This is a genomic window from Micromonospora sp. NPDC049102 (assembly GCF_043197485.1).
In the GTDB taxonomy this organism is placed as follows: domain Bacteria; phylum Actinomycetota; class Actinomycetes; order Mycobacteriales; family Micromonosporaceae; genus Micromonospora.
The window spans coordinates 186,371-202,717 of the sequence record NZ_JBICTE010000006.1; the positions used below are offsets into that span (position 1 = coordinate 186,371).

At 72.8% G+C, this 16,347-nt stretch carries 18 protein-coding genes; 17 read left to right on the plus strand and 1 reads right to left on the minus strand.

Translation table 11 applies throughout. The features are described from left to right. Positions 1 to 16 precede the first annotated feature (16 nt). From ftsZ to ACGFH9_RS09595, 14 genes are all read left to right on the plus strand, one after another. The gene (ftsZ, locus tag ACGFH9_RS09530; protein ID WP_355236654.1) at positions 17 to 1,132 is read left to right on the plus strand and encodes a cell division protein FtsZ; all 1,116 of its coding nucleotides are present in this window, start codon (positions 17 to 19) and stop codon (positions 1,130 to 1,132) included. A gap of 9 nt (positions 1,133 to 1,141) precedes the next feature. Then, positions 1,142 to 1,885 carry a YggS family pyridoxal phosphate-dependent enzyme gene (locus tag ACGFH9_RS09535; protein ID WP_393217132.1) on the plus strand — a complete coding sequence of 248 codons (744 nt, stop codon included), beginning with the start codon at positions 1,142 to 1,144 and terminating at the stop codon, positions 1,883 to 1,885. A 190-nt stretch (positions 1,886 to 2,075) separates the two neighbouring features. Then, on the plus strand, positions 2,076 to 2,771 hold the full coding sequence (locus ACGFH9_RS09540; RefSeq protein WP_355236660.1) for a cell division protein SepF: 696 nt from the start codon (positions 2,076 to 2,078) through the stop codon (positions 2,769 to 2,771). Positions 2,772 to 2,801: 30 nt separating this feature from the next. Further along, positions 2,802 to 3,107: a YggT family protein gene (locus ACGFH9_RS09545; RefSeq protein ID WP_355049471.1), complete on the plus strand. Its 306-nt coding sequence runs from the start codon at positions 2,802 to 2,804 to the stop codon at positions 3,105 to 3,107. 44 nt (positions 3,108 to 3,151) lie between these two features. After that, on the plus strand, positions 3,152 to 3,955 hold the full coding sequence (locus ACGFH9_RS09550) for a DivIVA domain-containing protein (RefSeq protein ID WP_355049472.1): 804 nt from the start codon (positions 3,152 to 3,154) through the stop codon (positions 3,953 to 3,955). A gap of 80 nt (positions 3,956 to 4,035) precedes the next feature. Then, on the plus strand, positions 4,036 to 4,701 hold the full coding sequence (locus ACGFH9_RS09555; RefSeq protein ID WP_393217133.1) for a hypothetical protein: 666 nt from the start codon (positions 4,036 to 4,038) through the stop codon (positions 4,699 to 4,701). A gap of 1 nt (position 4,702) precedes the next feature. After that, entirely contained in the window at positions 4,703 to 5,014 is a 312-nt protein-coding gene (locus ACGFH9_RS09560; RefSeq protein WP_393217183.1) for a DUF167 domain-containing protein, read from the plus strand. 22 nt (positions 5,015 to 5,036) lie between these two features. Then, positions 5,037 to 6,536: a potassium/proton antiporter gene (locus ACGFH9_RS09565; RefSeq protein WP_393217134.1), complete on the plus strand. Its 1,500-nt coding sequence runs from the start codon at positions 5,037 to 5,039 to the stop codon at positions 6,534 to 6,536. 223 nt (positions 6,537 to 6,759) lie between these two features. Then, positions 6,760 to 7,179 carry a TraR/DksA C4-type zinc finger protein gene (locus tag ACGFH9_RS09570; protein ID WP_007463005.1) on the plus strand — a complete coding sequence of 140 codons (420 nt, stop codon included), beginning with the start codon at positions 6,760 to 6,762 and terminating at the stop codon, positions 7,177 to 7,179. 65 nt (positions 7,180 to 7,244) lie between these two features. Continuing rightward, positions 7,245 to 7,859, plus strand: coding sequence for a signal peptidase II (gene lspA, locus ACGFH9_RS09575; RefSeq protein ID WP_393217135.1), 615 nt, complete (start codon positions 7,245 to 7,247; stop codon positions 7,857 to 7,859). After that, complete coding sequence (locus ACGFH9_RS09580; RefSeq protein ID WP_393217136.1) at positions 7,856 to 8,800, plus strand: RluA family pseudouridine synthase; 945 nt, start codon at positions 7,856 to 7,858, stop codon at positions 8,798 to 8,800. The genes lspA and ACGFH9_RS09580 overlap by 4 nt, the downstream gene beginning before the upstream one ends. A 42-nt stretch (positions 8,801 to 8,842) precedes the next feature. After that, entirely contained in the window at positions 8,843 to 9,871 is a 1,029-nt protein-coding gene (locus ACGFH9_RS09585) for a hypothetical protein (protein WP_393217137.1), read from the plus strand. Positions 9,872 to 9,945: 74 nt separating this feature from the next. Beyond that, positions 9,946 to 11,646, plus strand: coding sequence for an AAA family ATPase (locus ACGFH9_RS09590; protein WP_393217138.1), 1,701 nt, complete (start codon positions 9,946 to 9,948; stop codon positions 11,644 to 11,646). Between the two features lie 188 nt (positions 11,647 to 11,834). Continuing rightward, positions 11,835 to 12,602 carry a DUF2567 domain-containing protein gene (locus ACGFH9_RS09595; protein ID WP_393217184.1) on the plus strand — a complete coding sequence of 256 codons (768 nt, stop codon included), beginning with the start codon at positions 11,835 to 11,837 and terminating at the stop codon, positions 12,600 to 12,602. Here ACGFH9_RS09595 and ACGFH9_RS09600 read toward each other — a convergent pair. Beyond that, positions 12,517 to 13,221, minus strand: a complete 705-nt coding sequence (locus tag ACGFH9_RS09600; protein ID WP_393217139.1) for an LON peptidase substrate-binding domain-containing protein — start codon at positions 13,219 to 13,221, stop codon at positions 12,517 to 12,519. The genes ACGFH9_RS09595 and ACGFH9_RS09600 overlap by 86 nt on opposite strands. A gap of 106 nt (positions 13,222 to 13,327) precedes the next feature. Here ACGFH9_RS09600 and hisD point away from each other — a divergent pair, with 106 nt between their 5' ends. Genes hisD through hisB form a run of 3 tightly spaced genes read left to right on the plus strand, consistent with a single transcriptional unit; the run spans position 13,328 to position 16,328 of the window. After that, positions 13,328 to 14,650, plus strand: a complete 1,323-nt coding sequence (gene hisD / locus ACGFH9_RS09605; protein ID WP_393217140.1) for a histidinol dehydrogenase — start codon at positions 13,328 to 13,330, stop codon at positions 14,648 to 14,650. Then, entirely contained in the window at positions 14,647 to 15,717 is a 1,071-nt protein-coding gene (locus tag ACGFH9_RS09610) for a histidinol-phosphate transaminase (protein WP_393217141.1), read from the plus strand. The genes hisD and ACGFH9_RS09610 overlap by 4 nt, the downstream gene beginning before the upstream one ends. Next, the gene (gene hisB / locus ACGFH9_RS09615) at positions 15,717 to 16,328 is read left to right on the plus strand and encodes an imidazoleglycerol-phosphate dehydratase HisB (protein ID WP_393217142.1); all 612 of its coding nucleotides are present in this window, start codon (positions 15,717 to 15,719) and stop codon (positions 16,326 to 16,328) included. The genes ACGFH9_RS09610 and hisB overlap by 1 nt, the downstream gene beginning before the upstream one ends. The last annotated feature ends 19 nt before the right edge of the window (positions 16,329 to 16,347 follow it).

Here is a 16,347-nt window from a genome sequence, read left to right on the forward strand (position 1 = left end):
AGGGAAAGGACCGGAGATGACACCTCCGCACAACTACCTGGCGGTCATCAAGGTCGTCGGCATCGGGGGCGGCGGCGTCAACGCCGTCAACCGGATGATCGAGGTTGGGCTCAAGGGCGTCGAGTTCATCGCGATCAACACCGATGCCCAGGCGTTGCTGATGAGTGACGCTGACGTCAAGCTCGACGTCGGCCGCGAGCTGACCCGCGGGCTGGGCGCGGGTGCCAACCCGGATGTGGGCAAGAACGCCGCCGAGGACCACCGCGACGAGATCGAGGAGGTGCTCAAGGGTGCCGACATGGTCTTCGTGACCTGCGGCGAGGGTGGCGGCACCGGCACCGGCGGCGCGCCCGTCGTGGCGAACATCGCCCGCAAGCTCGGCGCGCTGACCATCGGCGTGGTGACCCGGCCGTTCTCCTTCGAGGGCAAGCGCCGCCAGGTGCAGGCCGAGTCGGGGATAGACGAACTGCGCAACCAGTGCGACACCCTGATCGTCATCCCGAACGACCGGCTGCTGGCGCTCGGCGACCGCAACATCAGCATGATGGACGCGTTCCGCACCGCCGACCAGGTACTGCTCTCCGGTGTGCAGGGCATCACCGACCTGATCACGACCCCTGGTCTGATCAACCTGGACTTCGCCGACGTCAAGAGCGTGATGAGCGGCGCGGGCAGCGCGTTGATGGGTATCGGCAGCGCCCGGGGCGAGAACCGCGCGGTCGAGGCGGCCGAGGCGGCCATCTCCAGCCCGCTGCTCGAGCAGAGCATGGACGGCGCGCGTGGCGTGCTGCTCTCCATCGCCGGTGGCTCCGACCTGGGCCTCTTCGAGATCAACGACGCGGCGCAGCTGGTCACCGACGCGGCCCACCCGGACGCCAACATCATCTTCGGCGCGGTCATCGACGACGCGCTCGGCGACGAGGTGCGGGTGACGGTCATCGCGGCGGGCTTCGACGGCGGCACGCCCGCCTACAAGGCGGCCGAGCCGACCCGCAAGACCAACACCAACCAGCCGGCGCCGCAGAACACCCCGGTGCCGCCGCCGGCGACCCTGCCGGCCCCGGCCCAGTCGCCGCGCCGGGTGCTCTTCGACGACGTGGACGTGCCCGACTTCCTCAAGAACGGCTCCTGAGCGCCGCCGATGACCGACAGCTCAGCCACGGTACGACCGGACCGGCGCGCCGAACTCGCGGCCGGCCTGGCGACGGTACGGGCCCGGATCGCCGACGCGTGCGTCCAGGCGGGCCGGGACCCGGGCGACGTCACGATGATCGCGGTGACCAAGACGTACCCGGCCGGCGACGTGGTGGCGTTGGCCGGGCTCGGGGTGACCGACATGGGGGAGAACCGCGACCAGGAGGCCGCCGGCAAGTCGGCCGAGGTGGCCGCCGCCGGGGTGCGTCCACGGTGGCACTTCATCGGGCAGTTGCAGCGCAACAAGGCCCGGTCGGTGGTCCGCTATGCCGACGTCGTGCACTCGGTGGACAGCGTACGGCTGGCCCGGGCCCTGGACGGCGCGGCGGCGCAGCGGGAACGGCCGCTGGACGCCCTGCTCCAGGTGAGCATCGACGGTGACCCGGCGCGGGGCGGGGCTCTGCCCGGGTCGGCCGATCCGGAGTCCGGCCTGGACGCGGTAGCCGCGGCGGTCGCCGACGCTGCCGCGCTGCGGCTGACCGGTCTCATGGCGGTCGCGCCGCTGGGCTGGCCGCCGGAGCGGGCCTTCGCCCGGCTGGCCGAGATCGCCGAGGCGTTTCGGTCGGTCCATCCGGGAGCGACAGCGTTGTCGGCGGGAATGAGCGGCGACCTGGAAATAGCGATCCGCTACGGCGCGACACATGTCCGCGTCGGTAGCGCGTTGCTCGGAATGCGTTCCACGCTGCGGTAGCCTGACCGCGAGACAGGCAAATTACATCAGTGTTGTTTCAGGGGCGGCGGATCCTTGTGGGGGTCGTGACACGCGACGCGAATCGCGTGTCAGGGGGATTGCGGTTCCGGTCCGAGGGGCATGGTTGTCCACTCGCGACGGGCGACACGGCACGGGGGCGAGTGCCGCACGGCGGACGGAAGGGCGCGGGATGGGTGCACTGCGCAAGGCGGGGGTCTGGCTCGGTCTCGTCGAGGAAGACGACGAGCGGGCCTACGACGACGGTGACTACGACAAGGGTGGTTACCGTGACTCGCGCTACCGGCAGAGCCGGTACGCGGAGGAGTTCGCCGACGAGGACGACGACGACACCGAGGAGCCGCCGGCTCCCCGGCCGCGCGCGAGTGAGCGGGGCCGACTCTCCGAGCGGTCGACCGGCCGGGCCACCGAGTCCGACCGTGGTGACACCGAACGTCCGGAGCGGGCCGAGCGGTCGAGCGTACGGTCGATCACGCGGTCCTCGGCCAGCGAGACGTCGGGCGCGCTGACCTACCACACGCGGGACAACCTGGCCCTCGCGCCGCAGGCCGTGACGCGTGAGCGCGTGGTCGTGCCCGAGGAGGAGCAGCGCTACCAGATCACCACGTTGCACCCGACCACCTACCGTGAGGCGCGCACCATCGGGGAGCACTTCCGCGACGGCGTGCCGGTGATCATCAACCTCACCGAGATGGACGAGGCCGACGCCCGCCGTCTGGTTGACTTCGCGGCCGGTCTGGCGTTCGGGCTGCGCGGTACGATCGAGCGCGTGACCAATCGGGTGTTCCTGCTCTCACCGGCCAATGTCCAGGTCACCGCTGAGGACAAGGCCAAGATCGCTGAGGGTGGTTTTTTCAGTCTGAGTTGACCCCGCCCGATCCGAGGGACGTCGCTGACCGTGTTGTCGATCTTGCTGCAAGTGTTGTACCTGGTCCTTTATGTGTTCCTGCTTCTTCTTCTGTCCCGGTTCGTGTTGAGCGCCGTCCTCCAGTACGGCCGCCGTTGGCAGCCGGGGCGCGGAGCGGCAGCAGGACTGGAATCCGTGTGGAGCGTCACTGATCCCCCTCTCAACGCGTTGAGGCGTGTGATCCCTCCGCTGCGAATTGGTACCGTGAGCATCGACCTGGCCTCCCTTGTGCTCCTGGTTATCCTGTTCGTGCTGATGGAGTTCGTGTTAGGGCCGTCGATCAGGGCATCTGCCTGATGACCGACGCGCTTTCGCGGCCGCAACTGACCCGAGGAGTTTCGATGCCGCTGACCCCGGCCGACGTCCACAACGTCGCCTTCAAAAAGCCGCCGATCGGCAAGCGGGGGTATGACGAGGAGGAGGTCGACGCTTTCCTGGACGAGGTAGAGCGCGAGCTCGCCCGTCTCATCGAGGAGAACAACGAGCTGCGCGCCCAGGTGGAGCGCGGCGGCCGTGGCGGTGCCCCCGCCGGCCCCGGCGGCGACGCCCGACTGGCAGCGGAGCTCAACGACGTCAAGGCCCAGCTCGACCGGGTCCAGCGCGACAAGTCCGCTGCCGAGCAGGCCGCCCGCGCCATGCAGGCCGAGCTGGAGCAGGTCCGTGCGACCGGCGGTCCGGCCGGCGTCACCGGTGACGGTGAGCAGCAGGCGCTGCGGGTGCTGATGATGGCCCAGCGCACCGCCGACGACCACGTGTCCGACGCGCGTCGCGAGGCCGACAGCCTGCTGTCCGAGGCGCGGAGCAAGGCCGAGGAGGTGACCCGCGAGGCGCGCGCGAAGGCTGACGCTCTGGAGCGGGACGCCCGCCAGCGGCACCAGGAGGCCATGGGCGGCCTGGACGCCAAGCGCACGGCCCTGCAGAAGCACATCGAGGAGCTCAAGCAGTTCGAGCGTGAGTACCGCACCCGGCTCAAGGCGTACCTGGAGAGCCAGCTGCGGGACCTCGACGGTCGTGGCCAGGGCCTCGAAGCCGAGATGACCCGATCCGAGGCAGGCCGGGTTGCCGGCGGCAACGGGTTGGCCGCGGCGGGCCTCGCCGGCTCGTACGGCGGCGGGCGCTCCGGCGCCCTCGAAGCCGGACGCTGAGCACCGGCCGGCGATCGTTCTCCGCAGATGGTGACGGTCGCCGGCCCCGCCTGGACGGTACGACGCGGCGGGGGTGAGCCGTGATAGTCGCGAGTCTCCTGCTCATCCTCGTCGCCGTGGTTCTGCTGGTGTTCGGTCTTGCCGGCGGTTCCAGCATTCTGTTGACCATCTCCATCGCGGCCAGTCTGCTGGCCGCCGTGGCGTTGGTGGTGGGCGCCCGCCAGGCAGCCGCCAACCGCGCTGCGGCGGACCCCGGTCGGGTCGGCCCGCAGGAGCGCACGGCATTCCGCACGGCCAGTCAGGCCGAGCCGGGTGCCGCGTACGGTCCACCGCTGGCCGAGCTGGATGTGCCGGTCCAGCATGTACCTTCGACGGTCGGTAACGGCGGCACCGGGTGGCGGCAACCACCCGAGCCGCCGTTCGACCCCGACCCGGTCAGTCCGGCGTCGCCGTTCGTGGCGCGCACCGACGAGGCGTACCGGGCCGACGCCGCGGCCGCCGACACGTTGGCCGACGAGCCCGCGGAGCAACCGATCACCCCCGCCGAGGCGGCCCGCGTCGCCCGGCTGCCCGACCCCGTCGAGGTGGTGGACGGGCGACCCCGCTACCACCTGGCCGCGTGTGCGCACCTGATCGGCCGGATTCCCGAGACGCTTCCGGTCGCCGAGGCCGTCGAGCTCGGTTTCACGCCCTGCGCGGCATGTGCGCCGGCCACCGCCCTGCTCACCGACGCCCGGCCGATCTGAGCTGCCGGTGCCCCCGCAGGACGCCCTCACCGTGGCCGTACGGGTGAAGCCGGGCGCCTCCCGGGACGCCGTCGGCGGACGCTTCGACGGCCCGCACGGCCCCGCCCTGGTGATCGCCGTCCACGCGCGTGCGGTGGACGGCCAGGCGACCGAGGCGGCCCGCCGCGCCCTCGCGGCCGCGCTGGGTGTCCGACCGGCGACGGTGTCGCTGCGCACCGGCGCGGCCAGCCGGGACAAGCTCTTCCTCGTAGACCGCCCCGCCCCCGAGCTGTCCGACGTGCTGCGCCGACTGCGCGACGGAGCCGCGGGGTGAGGACCGCCCGGGCCCGGCAACCGTGACGCCCGGGCTGGACATCGCGTTGCTGCTCGGCGCGGCAGTGCTGTTGGTGGCGGTCGGCGCGGTCCGGCTGTCGAGCCGCCTCGGGGTGCCGAGCCTGCTGGTCTACCTGGCGCTCGGCGTGGCCATCGGCGAGGCCGGGCTGGGCATCCGCTTCGACGACGTCGAGCTGACCCGGACCCTCGGTTTCTGCGCGCTGATCGTGATCATCGCCGAGGGTGGCCTCACCGCCCGGTGGAGCACCCTGCGTCCGGTGCTCGGGCTGGCGTCCGCGCTCTCCACGGTCGGTGTGGTCGTCAGCATCGTGCTGGTCGGCGTCGCCGTACACCTGTTGTTGGGTCTGGACTGGCGGTTGGCGCTGCTCTATGGCGCGGTGCTCTCCTCCACCGACGCGGCGGCGGTGTTCGCCACCCTGCGGCGGCTGCGGTTGCCGCCCCGGCTGGTCGCCACGCTCGAGGCCGAGTCGGGCATGAACGATGCCCCGGTGGTGCTGCTGGTGGTGCTGCTGTCGCATCGGGGTCTGTCGCATCCGTGGTGGTACGAGGTCGCGCTGGTCTGTTACGAGCTGGGCGTCGGCGCGGCGGTGGGCGTGGGTGCGGGCCTCGCCGGCACGTGGGCGCTGCGCCGGGCCGCGCTGCCGTCGGCCGGGCTGTACCCGATCGCGGCGGTGGGGATCACCATCCTGGCGTACGCCGCCGGTGCCGTGCTGCACGCCTCGGGCTTCCTCGCCGTCTACGTGGCGGGGGTGCTGCTGGGCAACGCCCGTCTGCCGCACCGGCAGGCGATCCTCGGCTTCGCCGACGGGCTGGCGTGGCTCGCGCAGATCGGGTTGTTCGTCCTGCTCGGGTTGCTGGTCGCGCCGGGCCGGTTGGACGCGGCGGTGCTGCCGGCGGTGGTCGCCGGTCTGGCGCTGGTGCTGCTGGCCCGGCCGCTGTCGGTGGCCGTCTCGGCGTTGCCGTTCCGGGTCGGCCTACGGGAGCAGGTCTTCCTGTCCTGGGCCGGGCTGCGTGGGGCGGTGCCGATCGTGCTGGCCACCATTCCGCTCTCGGAACGGGTGCCGGGAGCGGAACGCCTCTTCGACGCGGTGTTCGTGCTGGTGGTGATCTTCACGCTGGTGCAGACCGGAACGCTCGGTCCGCTGGCCCGTCGGCTGGGGACCACCGCGCCCGCCGAGGCCACCGAGATCCACGTGGAGACCGCCCCGCTCGAGCGGATGCGCGCCGACCTGCTGCAACTCGAGGTGCCTCCGGGCTCCCGGTTGGCCGGCGTGCACGTCGACGAGCTGCGGTTGCCGTTGGGTGCCTCGGTGACCCTGGTGCTGCGCGACGGGGTGGGTTTCGTGCCCGGCCCGGACACTCGGCTGAAGACTGGCGACAGCCTGCTGATCGTCGCCACCGGTGGGGTGCGCGACGCCGCCGAACGGCGGCTGCGGGCGGTCAGCCGACGGGGTCGGCTGGCCCGATGGTTTGGCGAGTACGGAGATGAAGCGGTCGGTTGATCTGCTAGCGTTCCCTTTGCCCCAGTTAGGCAGGGCTCGGGGCGGTTGAGCGGTGCGACGGTGCGCCACGTTGTCGGACGCCTGTACGTTCCGTATTCTTGCCAACCTCCGGAGTGCGCGGCCATTGTTGCCGTGCGCCCCTTTTCGTACTCAGGGGACGCCTCGTCGGCGCCCCCTGACCAGGTGCCGCGACCGCGCGGCTCCCCGGCCGAGGGAGCGACCCATGGCGAAGCCAGCCGACACCAGGACCGCCGGCCGCAAGCCGGTGGCCAAGGCCACCCGCAGCGCGGCGGAGACCGAGAAGATCCGGGCGGCCCTGGCGGCGCGGCGGGACGAGCTGCGCGCCGAGTACGATCAGACGCTGAGCGAGATCACCGAGCTGCAGCGCGATCGGTTGACGGACTCGGCCGGGGACGACCAGGCCGACACCGGCACCAAGACGTTCGAGCGGGAGCAGGAGATCTCTCTCGCCAACAGCATTCTGGAACGGATCACGCAGGTCGAGCGCGCCCTGGAGCGCCTCGACGAGGGTGGTTACGGCTGGTGTGAGCGGTGCGGCAACCCGATCCCGGTCGAGCGCCTCGCCGCCTTCCCGTCGGCCACCCTCTGTGTGACGTGCAAGCAGTTGGAGGAGCGGCGCTGAAAGCCGGTCCCCGTCTGCGATGAGACGGTGAGCGATCACCGCCGAGACACCTCGATGGGGAGCGCATGACCGCAGCACCGCCCGCCGAACCCGGCCGCACCGACCCGGACGGCGGCAAGGCCCGTCCCCGGGCTGTCGCGATCCTCGCCGGAGTGGCCCTGGTGGCCCTGCTGGCCGATTTGGTGACCAAGCACCTCGCGCTGGCCGGCCTCACCGACCGTGAGCCGGTCCGGATACTGGGCGGGCTGATCTACCTGAGCCTGACCCGCAACAGCGGCGCCGCGTGGAGCATCGGGGCGGACTACACCTGGGTGTTCCCGCTGATCACCATCGGTGTGGTCGGCTGGATCGTCTGGATGGCGCTGCGGCTGCGCTCGCTGCCGTGGGCGATCTCCCTCGGTCTGGTACTCGGTGGCGCGCTGGGCAACCTCACGGACCGCATCTTCCGGGCACCCGCCCCCTTCCACGGCCACGTGGTCGACATGATCAGCGTCTTCGGGCCGTACGGCGAGTACTTCCCGGTGTTCAACCTGGCCGACAGTTCGCTCGTCTGCGGCGTGGTGCTGGCCGTACTGCTGGAGCTGACCGGCCGTCAACGCGACGGCCGACGGGCCGGCGGTGACGGCGCCACCGGCGACGCGGACGCCACCGCCGGTGCCGAGCAGAGGGAGCGGGCATGACCTCCGCCTTCGCCGCTGGCGGCGACCACCGATCCCTGCCCGTACCCGACGGCCTCGACGGCATGCGCCTGGACCAGGCCGTGTCCCGGCTGTTCGGTCTCTCCCGGACCGCCGCGGCCGCCCTCGTCGACGCGGGCGACGCCCTCGTCGACGGTACTGCCCGAGCCAACTCCCACAAGGTCAAGGCCGGCTCCTGGCTGGACGTCACGCTGCCGGCCCCGGTCGCGCCGCCGACCGTGGTGCCGCAGGCGGTGCCGGGCCTGCGCGTCGTGTACGCCGACGACGACATCGTCGTGGTGGACAAGCCCGTCGGTGTGGCCGCGCACCCCAGCCCGGGATGGACCGGCCCGTCGGTGATCGGCGCGCTCGCCGCGATCGGCCACCGCATCTCCACCAGCGGCGCCGCCGAGCGCCAGGGCGTGGTGCACCGCCTCGACGTGGGCACCACGGGGATCATGGTGGTGGCCAAGAGCGAGCAGGCGTACACGGCGTTGAAGCGGGCCTTCAAGTACCGCGAGGTCGACAAGGGGTACCACGCCGTGGTGCAGGGTCACCTGGACCCGCTGCGGGGCACCGTCGACGCGCCGATCGACAGGCACCCCACCCACGACTACCGCTGGGCGGTGGTGTCCGGCGGCAAGCCGAGCATCACCCACTACGACACCATCGAGGCGTTCCCGGCCGCCAGCCTTGTCGACGTCCGGTTGGAGACCGGCCGGACCCACCAGATCCGGGTGCACTTCTCCACCCTGCGGCACCCCTGTGTGGGCGACCTCACCTACGGTGCCGACCCCACCCTCTCGGCCCGTCTCGGACTGTCCCGTCAGTGGTTGCACGCCCGCGAACTGAGCTTTTTGCATCCCCGTTCGGGGGACGAGGTCCGGTTCGTCAGCGACTACCCTGACGATCTGGAACGTGCGCTTGAGATCCTGCGTGACTGAGCGGCGACCACCCGACATCGATCCGACGAGGGGATTTCGCCCGTGCGCGCCGGCGACCTGCTGCGGCAGCTGGACCAACGGCTGCTGCCGCCGCTGACCCGGGCGGTGGCCCGTCTCGGTGAGCGTCCGACGCGCTCCGGGGCGCTCACCTGGGTCGCCGTGCTCTCGGCGGCGGCGGTGCTGGGCACGGCCCTCTGGACGGTCGACGACGCTCCGGTGAGCGACCCGACCGTGGGCGAGGTGACCCGCGTGGGGGTGGCCGACGGCGACTCCGTCCCGGGCTACCTCAGCTCCGCGGCGGCTGACCTGGCCGCACTGGGTCCGACCGCTCCGGCCGCCGTGGACGGCACGTACGCGTTGGTGACGCTCGACGCGTACGTGCCGCCGCACCGACTGGCGACGGTGCTCGGCGACGTCCCGGTCTCGACGGTCTTCGGGCGGGTGCCGCTGCCCGGTCGGCAGACCGAGATCGTCCGGATGCCCGCCCTGCGGGTACCCGACGACGTGGTCGCGCAGATGGAGCGGGTGGCCGCGCGCAAGGACGGCGAGGCCGCCGACTACCGGGCGCGGGCCGCCGCGGTGCGCGGCGACGGCGCCGCCGAGCGTGAGCTTCGCGAGCGGTACGTCGTCGGCGCCGACGTGGCGAGCGCCGAGGCGCGGGCATACCGCGCCGGGTGCGCCTGCGTGTACGCGGCGGTGGTGCGCGCGGCACCGGAGGCGTTGCGCCGGGTGGCCTCCCGTCCGGACGTGCGGGCCGTCGATCCGGCGCCCGAGGTGTACCGACTCGACCGTACGGTCTTCACGCCGCCACTGCCCGAGCAGAGCGACGTGGTCCGGCCGCCGGTCGACACCGGGCCGAGCCCGACGCCGACGCCGCGCGCGAGCGACGGGTCGACGCCGGGCACACCGAGGCCGCCGGTGCCGATGGGCGAATCGTCGGAACCCGCACCGCTCGTAACGATTGCGCCACCCGAGCCGTCGTCGGTGGAGGCCACCGAGCCTGCCCCGCCAACTGTCACCACCTCCCCGGACGCGACCGGCGCCGGCTTGGTGGCACCCTCCCCGTCGTGATCTACGCCGGGTGGCGTGCGTCCTCAGGTGTGGTCCGAATAGGGTTTGGTTCGTAGCCTGTCAGGCAGAGAGCGATGGCGCTGGGAGGGCGGGCCGTGGAGGGCAGCGAGACCGGCTGGGGCCGGCCGGCCGAACCAGCGCCGAGGTGGCGGGCGCTGCTCGACCGTGCCCGGCTGGGCGGTCGGGCAGCGGAGCAGCCCGAGCCCGAGCGCCGGACCGACGAGGCGCCCCCGGACCCACTGCCGCGACGCGCGGCCCCCAACGGCTACGCGGGGCGCGCGCCGGCCATCGGGCATCCGGCTGATCTGTCGTACGGCCAGGAGCCCGGCTACCGGGCCGAGGCGACGTACCGGGTCGACCCCGCCTACCGTGCCGAGCCGGACTATCGTGCCGAGCCGGCGTACCGCTCGGAGCCGGACTATCGCGCCGAGCCGGCGTACCGGTCCGAGCCGGCGTACCGTGCCGAGCCGGACTATCGTGCCGAGCCGGCGTACCGGTCCGAGCCGGACTATCGCGCCGAGCCCGCGTACCGTGCCGAGCCCGCCTACCAGCCCGAGCCGGACTACCGCGCCGAGCCGACGTACCGTGCCGAGCCCGGTCACCGTGCCGAACCCACCTACCGCGCCGACCCGGGCTATCCGGCCGAGCCCGAGCCGCCGCACCGGGCCGAGCCGGAATCGCGGTACGCCATCCTGGACAACGGCTACCGGCAGGGCAACCCCGCCGGGGAGTCGCGGTACGCGCTGCTGGAGACCGGTTACCAGCCGGAGACCGGCTATCCGGCCTCCGCGCCGCCGCTGACACCGCGGGCCCCCGCAGTCGCGCCGCCACCGGTCGCGCCGCCACCGGTCGCGCCGTCACCGGTCGTGCCGCCGCCCGCCCTGCCGGTCACCACGGCCCCGGGCTCGGCCCTCGCCGAGCGCGGCTACCCGGCCCGGATCGAGTGGCGTCCGCAGGGCGTCGACCAGGAGCTGGAGCGCTCCACCGGCGTGCTCCGCCGCGACCTGGGCACACCTCGGGTCTTCGCCTTCGCCAACCCCAAGGGCGGGGTGCACAAGACAACCGCCACGGTGCTCGCCGCCGCCACCATCGGCAGCGTGCGGGGGCGGGGCGTACTGGCCTGGGACGACAACGAGCTGCGCGGCACCCTCGGACTGCGCGCCGGCAGCGCCCGTCATGCCCGCACCATCCGGCACCTGATCAGCGACCTCGCCCAGATCGAGATCCTGGAGAGCGAGACCCTGCTGGAGCGGCTGGACGACTACCTGCGGCACGCCTCCGACGGCTCGTACGACGTGCTGGCGGGCGAGGAGAGCCCGCGCTTCGCCCAGCGGCTCGACAAGTTCACCGTCAAGCGGGTCCTCGAGCTGCTGCGGCGTACGCACGACGTGATCTGCGTGGACACCGGCAACAACGTGGAGAGCGCCAACTGGCGCACCGTGATGCACGCCGCCGACCAACTGGTGGTGACCACGGTGCCCCGCGAGGACGCGGCGTTCAGCGCCGACTGGATGCTCGACCTGCTGCACGAGGAGGGGATGGGCGAACTGGCCGACAACGCGGTCACCCTCATCTCCTGCCCGACCCCCGGCCGCTCGTCCCTCCAGGACGACCTGGAACGGCACTTCGCCACGCGTACCCGCGCGGTGGCCGTGGTGCCGTACGACCCGGCGTTGGAGACCGGCTCGTCGATCGAATACCACCAGCTCCAGCCGGAGACCCGTGAGGCGTGGCTGCGCGCCGCGGCGGCCATGGCCGAGCCGTTCGCCCGGTGAGCTGGTTCGCCGCCACCGGCGCTCCGGTCGGTAGCGGGGCCTGAGAGGATCATCGGGTGAGCCCGGACAACTCCGACCCTGAGCGGCCCGCCGAGACCCCCGACGACCGGCCCGCGCCACCCCGGGCGTCGGCCGTGCCGCCGACGCCCAGCGGGTCGACCACGCCGTCTGCGCCGAGCGATTCGGCGATGTCCGCCGAGTCGACCGTGCCGCCCGCGTCGAGCGCGCCGGCCTGGCCGCCGCTCGGGTCCGACCCCGACGGGAATCCCGCCTCGTCGGCGTACCAGAGCCCGCTGGAGCTGACCTTCGACGAGCCGCGCCGGCCGCTGCGGACGGTGACCACGGTGCTCGGCGCCGCGCTCGCCCTGGCCGTGCTGGGCGCGCCACTCGGGCTGCTCTGGGCGGCGCTCGCGCCGGACACCCCGGTGCTCAAGGTCGCCGAGGGCGCGATCTACGCAGAGCCCCAGCCGGAGCAGCCGATCGCCGCGGACGGCTGGTTCAGCCTGCTCGGGGTGGCGTTCGGCGTGCTCGCGGCGCTGGCCCTGTGGTTCCTGCTGCGCCGGAGACGCGGGCCCGTTGGGCTGCTCAGCGCGGTGCTGGGCGCGCTGGCCGCCGCCCCGGTGGCCTGGCAGGTGGGACGTCGGGTCGGGCTGGCGACCTTCGAGCGGCTGTTGGAGACCGCCCCGGCGGGGCAGGCCTTCACCAAACCGGCCGACCTGCGGGCCGGTGGAATCGACTGGCTCCTGCACGTGCTGCCCGTGCCGCACGGCAACCTGCTGCTGCCGGCGTTCGGCGCCGCCGCCACGTACACCCTGCTGGCGGGCTGGTCCCGCTGGCCGTCGTTGCGTCCGGAGCCGGAACCGGCGGAATTCAGTTGGGTGTCGGCGGGGACGCCAGCTCCGACAACGGCACCGGAACCGCCCGCACCTGGCGCAGGAGAGCCGCCTCGCGGTTGAGCAGGCGCAGCTCGGCGCGCAGCCGGGCGGCGGTGTCGTCGATCGCGAGGAGCCGCTGCCGGTCGTCGACGGTCAGAGCTGCGGTGGCCGCCACCAGGTGCGACAGCACCGTCGGGTCCTCCGGAAGCTGCTCGGAGATCTCCTCCGGGTCGGGGCGGATCAACCCCAGGTACTGCCGGAACACGGCGATCACCCGGGTGGCGAGCAGGTCGGCCACCTCGTCCGGCCCGTTGGCCTCGGGCAGCCACTCCACCGCGGCCGTCAGGTAGGGCGTGGAGGCGTCGTCGACGTCGGCGATCCGGAAGCGGCGCCGGCCCACCGTGACGATGTCGAAGCCGCCGTCGGCCAGCTCGGTGACCTGGCGCAGCTCGGCGGTGCACCCCACCTCGTGCAGGGTGACGTCACCGACACCGTTGCCGGTGCGGGCGCCGGGCCCGGTGGGGGCGACCTCCCAGCCGGCCTGGATGGCCACCACGCCGAACTCACGCGGCGCGCCCTCGGGCAGATCGACCAGATGCCGCACCAGGGCGCGGTAGCGCTCCTCGAAGATGTGCAGCGGCAGCACCAACCCGGGAAAGAGCACCGTTGCGAGCGGAAACACCGGCAGCCGTGCGGTCACGTCGTCGAGCCTAACCAATCGCGCCCGCGACGGCGTGGCCCGGCTCACCGTCCCGCCGTGCGGGCGGCTGGGGTGGGCGACGGGCGGGCCGCCTAGACTCCTTAGAGTGCTGAATCGGATCGACCTGCGCGAGGGTCTCGGTGACCCGCGCCGTCTGCTGCCCCGTGCCCAGCTCGACGTGTCGGTGGCCGTCGAGCGGATCAAGCCGCTCGTCGAGGCGGTCCGTGAGCATGGGTACCCGGCGATCCGGGAGGCCAGTGTCCGGTTCGACGGCATCTCGCCGGACGTGCTGCGGGTGCCCGTCGAGGCGATCACGGAGGCCGAGGGGGTGCTCGACCCGGCGGTGCGTGCCGCGCTGCTGGAGTCGATCAGCCGGGCCCGCAAGGTGCACGCCGACCAGCGGCGTACCGACCACGTCACCCAGGTGGTGCCCGGCGGCACCGTCACCGAGCGGTGGCTGCCCGTCGACCGGGTCGGCCTCTACGTCCCCGGCGGTCTGGCCATGTACCCGTCGACGGTGGTGATGAACGTGGTCCCGGCGCAGGCGGCCGGCGTGCGCTCGTTGGTGGTGGTCAGCCCGCCGCAGAAGGACAACGGCGGCCTGCCCGACGCCCGGGTGCTCGCCGCGTGCGCGCTGCTCGGCGTCGACGAGGTGTACGCGGTCGGCGGTGCGCAGGCGGTCGCGATGCTGGCGTACGGGTCTGCCGTCGACCCGGGTGGCGAACTGCGCTGCGAGCCCGTCGACCTGGTCACCGGCCCGGGCAACATCTGGGTGACGGCCGCCAAGCGGTTGCTGCGCGGTGTGGTCGGCATCGACGCTGAGGCCGGCCCGACGGAGATCGCCATCCTGGCCGACGACAGCGCCGACCCGGCGCACGTCGCCGCCGACCTGATCAGCCAGGCCGAGCACGATCCACTCGCGGCGAGCGTGCTGGTCACCCCCTCCCTGGCGCTCGTCGAGGCCGTCGAGGCGGAGCTGTCCCGGCAGGTGCCGGCCACCAAGCACGCCGAGCGGGTGACGACGGCACTGACCGGCGAGCAGAGCGGCGTGGTCCTGGTCGACGACCTGGAGGCGGGGCTACGGGTCGTCGACGCGTACGCGGCCGAGCACCTGGAGATCCAGACCGTCGACGCCCGCCAGTGGGCGCTGCGGGTGCGAAACGCTGGAGCGATCTTCGTGGGTGCCTGGTCGCCGGTGTCGCTCGGCGACTACTGCGCCGGCTCCAACCACGTGCTGCCCACCGGCGGCTGCGCCCGGCACTCGTCCGGTCTGTCGGTGCAGTCGTTCCTGCGCGGGGTGCACCTGATCGAGTACACCGAGGCCGCGTTGCGTGACGTCGCGCCGCACGTCGTCACCCTGGCGAACGTGGAGGACCTGCCGGCGCACGGTCAGGCCGTGCAGGCCCGCTTCCCGGGAGCGTCGGCGTGAGCGATCTCGACGATCTGCCGATCCGCGACGACCTGCGGGGGCTGACGCCGTACGGGGCGCCGCAGCTCGACGTGGCGGTGCGACTCAACACCAACGAGAACTCGTACCCGGTGCCGGAGCCGGTCGTCGAGGCGATCGGCAAGGCGCTCGCGGCGGAACTGCGCGACCTCAACCGCTACCCGGACCGGGACGCGGTGGCGCTGCGCGCCGACCTGGCCGGCTATCTCGGGCACGAACTCACCGTCGAGCAGGTGTGGGCGGCGAACGGCTCCAACGAGATCCAGCAGCAGCTTCTCCAGGCGTTCGGAGGGCCGGGACGCAGCGCGCTGGGCTTCGTCCCGGCGTACTCGATGCACCCGCTGCTGTCCCTCGGCACCGGCACCCGGTGGGTGCCGGCGCGGCGCGGCGTCGACTTCGGGCTGACGGCCGCCGAGGCGGTCGCCCAGGTCCGCGAGCACCAGCCCGACGTGGTCTTCCTCTGCTCACCGAACAACCCGACCGGCACCGCCCTGGACCCGGCGGTCGTGGCCGCCGTGCTCGACGTCGCGCCCGGAATGGTGGTCGTCGACGAGGCGTACGCCGAGTTCGCCCGGCCCGGCACGGTCAGCGCCCTCGCGGTGCTGCCCGGCCACCCGCGGCTCGTGGTGACCCGCACGATGAGCAAGGCGTTCGGCTTCGCCGGTGGCCGGCTCGGCTACCTGGCCGCCGACGCGGCGGTGGTGCGGGCGGTGCAGCTCGTCCGCCTGCCCTACCACCTGTCCGCCCTGACCCAGGCCGCCGCCCGGGCGGCCCTGGCCCACCGCGACGCCCTGCTCGGTACGGTGGCTGCGGTCATGGCGCAGCGGGACCGGATCGTGGCGACGCTGCGCGGTCGCGGTCTGCGGGTGGCCGACAGCGACGCCAACTTCGTGCTGTTCGAGGTCGGCGGCGACCAGGCCGTCGTCTGGCGCGCCCTGCTGGAGCAGGGTGTGCTGGTTCGTGACGTCGGCCTGCCCGGCTGGCTGCGCGTGACAGCCGGCACGCCCGCCGAGACCGATGTTTTCTTGACTGCGATGGAGACCCTGTGATGAGTCGGACCGCCCGGGTGGAGCGGATCACCAAGGAGACCAAGGTCCTCGTCGAGATCGACCTCGACGGCACCGGCGCCGCCGAGATCAGCACCGGTGTGGGCTTCTACGACCACATGCTCCACCAGATCGCCCGGCACGGCGGCTACGACCTGACCGTCCGCACGGTGGGCGACCTGGAGATCGACGCACACCACACGATGGAGGACACGGCGCTCGCGCTGGGTGCCGCGTTCGACCAGGCGTTGGGCGACAAGGCCGGCATCCGGCGGTACGGGTCGGCGACCGTTCCGATGGACGAGGTGCTGGTCCGGGCCGCGGTGGACCTGTCCGGCCGCCCGTACGTGGTGCACGACGAGCCTGTCCTCGCGCCGTACATCGGCCCGGTGTACCCGACCAGCATGACCCGGCACATCTGGGAGTCGTTCGGCCAGGCGGCCCGGGTCACGCTGCACGTCGACGTGCTGCGGGCGGCGCGTCCCGGTGGCAACCCGGACGCGCACCACGTGGTGGAGGCCCAGTTCAAGGCGGTTTCCCGGGCGCTGCGGGAGGCCACCGCGATCGACCCGCGGGCGGCGGGCGCGATCCCGAGCACGAAGGGCGCCCTCTGATGAGCGCGAGGAGTGCAGC

What these genes read in the sequence shown, in the direction of transcription:
- ftsZ (WP_355236654.1), top strand. Translation starts at nt 17, where the DNA reads ATGACACCTCCGCACAACTACCTGGCGGTCATCAAGGTCGTCGGCATC.
- ACGFH9_RS09535 (WP_393217132.1), top strand. Translation starts at nt 1,142, where the DNA reads ATGACCGACAGCTCAGCCACGGTACGACCGGACCGGCGCGCCGAACTC.
- ACGFH9_RS09540 (WP_355236660.1), top strand. Translation starts at nt 2,076, where the DNA reads ATGGGTGCACTGCGCAAGGCGGGGGTCTGGCTCGGTCTCGTCGAGGAA.
- ACGFH9_RS09550 (WP_355049472.1), top strand. Translation starts at nt 3,152, where the DNA reads ATGCCGCTGACCCCGGCCGACGTCCACAACGTCGCCTTCAAAAAGCCG.
- ACGFH9_RS09570 (WP_007463005.1), top strand. Translation starts at nt 6,760, where the DNA reads ATGGCGAAGCCAGCCGACACCAGGACCGCCGGCCGCAAGCCGGTGGCC.
- lspA (WP_393217135.1), top strand. Translation starts at nt 7,245, where the DNA reads ATGACCGCAGCACCGCCCGCCGAACCCGGCCGCACCGACCCGGACGGC.
- ACGFH9_RS09580 (WP_393217136.1), top strand. Translation starts at nt 7,856, where the DNA reads ATGACCTCCGCCTTCGCCGCTGGCGGCGACCACCGATCCCTGCCCGTA.
- ACGFH9_RS09590 (WP_393217138.1), top strand. Translation starts at nt 9,946, where the DNA reads ATGGCGCTGGGAGGGCGGGCCGTGGAGGGCAGCGAGACCGGCTGGGGC.
- ACGFH9_RS09595 (WP_393217184.1), top strand. Translation starts at nt 11,835, where the DNA reads ATGTCCGCCGAGTCGACCGTGCCGCCCGCGTCGAGCGCGCCGGCCTGG.
- hisB (WP_393217142.1), top strand. Translation starts at nt 15,717, where the DNA reads ATGAGTCGGACCGCCCGGGTGGAGCGGATCACCAAGGAGACCAAGGTC.